The sequence below is a fragment of the Pseudoxanthomonas sp. LjRoot204_2 genome (assembly GCF_056175765.1).
Genome location: NZ_JBGFFG010000365.1, coordinates 1 through 3430, shown reverse-complemented (window position 1 = coordinate 3430; position 3430 = coordinate 1). Strand labels below are relative to the sequence as shown.

Here is a 3430-nt window from a genome sequence, read left to right as displayed (position 1 = left end):
CCGCCGGGGTGTGCTTTCTTTTGCCTACTTTTCTTTGCACAAGCAAAGAAAAGTAGGGCCTCCGCGGCGAGCGGCGCCGTCTCTACGCACTCTGAAAAAAGCTAAGAGCTGCCTAGTTTCAAACGCCGGTAGAGTTCGTGAGTGAAAAGCCAGTCATTCAAGGTGATGCGAAGCAGCGCCGTGACGACCCACGTCGTATTTCGATCCGAGAAGAGAATCAGCGATGCAGGTCGCCACTCGCTTCCGGCTGGTACTCGATCGCGGTGACCCGCAGGCGCAAGGGCCGGTTGCCGGACGCCTGCCAATCGATCGTCTGCCCCACCGATAGCCCCAGCAGCGCGCTGCCGACGGGGGCGAGAACGGAGACCAGGCCGGTCTCGACGTTCGCTTCGTGGGGATATACCAAGGTCAGGCGATGGTGTTCGCCGGTGAGTTCGTCGTCGCACTCCACGCGCGAGTGCATCGTCACCACGTTGTCCGGCATCCGGTCCGGCGTGCGCACGTCGGCGCGGTTCAGTTCGTCCATCAGCGCGAGYGCTGCCGGGTGCCGGCGCAGCACGGGCGTGTCGAGCAGGGCTTCCAGGCGCGACAGATCGCGGCTGGACACGACGAGCGGGGGAAGCGAGGGCGGCAGGCCGCTGGTGCGGGTGTTGTTCATCGGGGTCCTCTGTGGATTTTGGGGTCGCGCAAAAGGAAACGGGCGACGCGTCGCCGCGCCGCCCATCGGAGTCCTGTTTGCCGCCCTACCGTAGCCCGGAAGGTGGCTTGGTTCAAGCCGCGCGCGCGCGCGGCGTGGGGCGTCCGGCCGGCGGTTGCGCGCCGCCCGTATCGGGCTCGAAGAGGCTGGGAGGCAGTTCGCGGAACACGCGCGCCAGCTGCAGCAGGAAATCGCTCATCGCCGAACTCTTCCGCCACACCATCGCGATCTGCCGGCTCGGGTGCGAATCGCTGAAGCCCAACAGGTGGATGTTCTGCGAGCGCGCCACCGGCGGCTTGACCGCCAAGGTCGGCAGCAGGGTGATGCCGACATCCGCGGCGACCATCTGGCGCAGCGTTTCCAGGCTGGTGGCGCGGAACTCCGATTTTTCGTTGGCGCCGGCGAGGCGGCAGACATCCAGCGCCTGCTCGCGCAGGCAATGTCCGTCTTCCAGCAGCAGCAACTGCTGCTGCGACAGTTCGGCCAGCGTCAGGGATTCGCGCTGCGCCAAGGGATGCGATTCCGGCACCGCCAGCACGAAAGGTTCTTCGAACAGGAATTCGGTATGCAGTTGGTCGTCGGTGATCGGCAGCGCCAGCAGGCCGGCATCCAGCTTGCCTTCGCGCAGGCGCGACAGCAGCACATCGCTTTTTTCTTCGACCAGCAGCAACTCCAGGTGCGGGAAACGCGCGCGCAGCTGCGGCACCACGTGCGGCAGCAGGTAGGGTCCCAGCGTCGGAAACAATCCCAGCCGTACCGTGCCGGCTTCCGGGTCCTGGCTGCGGCGCGCCGCTTCCTTCATCTGCTCGACCTCGGCCACGATGCGGCGTGCGCGGTCGGCGGCATCGCGCCCGGCGGGCGTCAGCATGACCTTGCGCGGCGCGCGTTCGACCAGGGGCACGCCCAGTTCGTCTTCCAGCTTCTTGATCTGGGTCGACAGCGTGGGCTGGCTGACGTAGCACGAGGCGGCGGCGCGGCCGAAATGCTTGTGGTCGGCCAGCGCCACCAGGTACTTCAGGTCGCGGAGATTCATGGAACTCCTCCCTCAGGGAACCGCCGTGCGGCGACGCGGCGCGGACCATGGCACGGCCCGCGCCCGCGCATCATGCCGCGACAGCGTCCGGGGTTGCCACCGGGGCCGACGTGCGGATCAGGTGGTCGAAGGCGCTCAGCGCGGCCTTCGAACCTTCGCCCATGGCGATGACGATCTGCTTGTACGGCACGGTGGTGGCGTCGCCGGCCGCGAACACGCCCGGCACGCTGGTCTGGCCGCGGTCGTCGACGACGATCTCGCCGCGCGGGCTCAGCGCGACCACGCCCTTCAGCCACTCGGTGTTCGGCAGCAGGCCGATCTGCACGAAGATGCCTTCCAGTTCGACGCGGTGCGTATCGCCGCCGGTGCGGTCCTTGTAGACCAGGCCGTTGACCTTGTTGCCGTCGCCCAGTACTTCCGTCGTCTGTGCGCTGGTGACGATGCGCACGTTCGGCAGGCTGCGGAGCTTGCGCTGCAACACATCGTCGGCACGCAGTTGGCTGTCGAACTCGATCAGGGTCACGTGGGCGACGATGCCGGCCAGGTCGATCGCCGCTTCGACGCCGGAGTTGCCGCCGCCGATCACCGCCACGCGCTTGCCCTTGAACAGCGGACCGTCGCAGTGCGGGCAGTAGGCCACGCCCTTGTTGCGGTACTCGTCCTCGCCGGGCACGTTCATCTGCCGCCAGCGGGCACCGGTGGAGAGGATCAAGGTCTTCGACTTCAGCGAGGCGCCGTTGGCGAGCTGTACCTCAATCAGCCCGTCCTGTCCGGCGGGAACGAGCTTCTCCGCGCGCTGCAGGTTCATCACGTCGACCTGGTAGTCCTTGACGTGCTGCTCCAGCGCAGCGGCGAGCTTCGGGCCTTCGGTATACGGCACGGAAATGAAGTTCTCGATCGCCATCGTGTCCAGCACCTGGCCGCCGAAGCGTTCGGCCGCCACGCCGGTGCGGATGCCCTTGCGCGCAGCGTAAATGGCGGCGGCGGCGCCGGCCGGGCCACCGCCGACGACGAGCACGTCGTAGGGCGCCTTGGCCTTGATCTTCTCGGCATCGCGCTTGCCGGCGTTGGTGTCGAGCTTGGCGACGATTTCTTCCACGCCCATGCGGCCGGCGCCGAACACCTCGCCATTGAGGAAGATCGTCGGCACCGACATCACTTCGCGCCGCTCGACTTCCTGCTGGAACAGCGCGCCGTCGATGGCGACGTGCTGGATCTTCGGGTTCAGCACCGCCATCAGGTTCAGCGCCTGCACGACGTCCGGGCAGTTCTGGCAKGACAGCGAGAAATAGGTTTCGAAGCGGTATTCGCCATCGAGCGAGCGGATCTGTTCGATCACGTCCTGCGCGAGTTTCGACGGATGGCCGCCGACCTGCAGCAGTGCCAGCACCAGCGAGGTGAACTCGTGGCCCATCGGCAGACCGGCGAAGGTCAGGTGGATGTCATGCCCAGGCGAGGTCAGCGAGAACGACGGCGTGCGTTCGCCACCAAGCTGCTCGGTAACGGTGATCTTGTCGGAGACGTCCTGCAGGTCCTTCAACAACGCCTGCAGCTCGGCGGAGCCGGCGCTGTCGTCAAGCTGCGCGGTGATGTGGATCGGGCGCACGGCCTTTTCCATGTAGGCGGTGAGCTGCGTCTTCAGATTGGCGTCCAGCATGGCGAACGTCTCCGTGGAGGGATTCTGGGAAGAGAACCGGGGG

3 protein-coding genes are annotated in these 3430 nt (G+C 66.5%); all 3 read right to left on the bottom strand.

Annotated features, from left to right (window positions below; translation table 11 throughout):
* Positions 1 to 217 precede the first annotated feature (217 nt).
* Positions 218 to 658: a nucleoside diphosphate kinase regulator gene (rnk, locus tag AC04L7_RS14830; RefSeq protein ID WP_296278218.1), complete on the bottom strand. Its 441-nt coding sequence runs from the start codon at positions 656 to 658 to the stop codon at positions 218 to 220.
* Positions 659 to 770: 112 nt separating this feature from the next.
* Positions 771 to 1730: a DNA-binding transcriptional regulator OxyR gene (oxyR, locus tag AC04L7_RS14825; RefSeq protein WP_299340923.1), complete on the bottom strand. Its 960-nt coding sequence runs from the start codon at positions 1728 to 1730 to the stop codon at positions 771 to 773.
* Positions 1731 to 1800: 70 nt separating this feature from the next.
* Positions 1801 to 3387, bottom strand: coding sequence for an alkyl hydroperoxide reductase subunit F (ahpF, locus tag AC04L7_RS14820; RefSeq protein ID WP_435997152.1), 1587 nt, complete (start codon positions 3385 to 3387; stop codon positions 1801 to 1803).
* Positions 3388 to 3430: the final 43 nt, after the last annotated feature.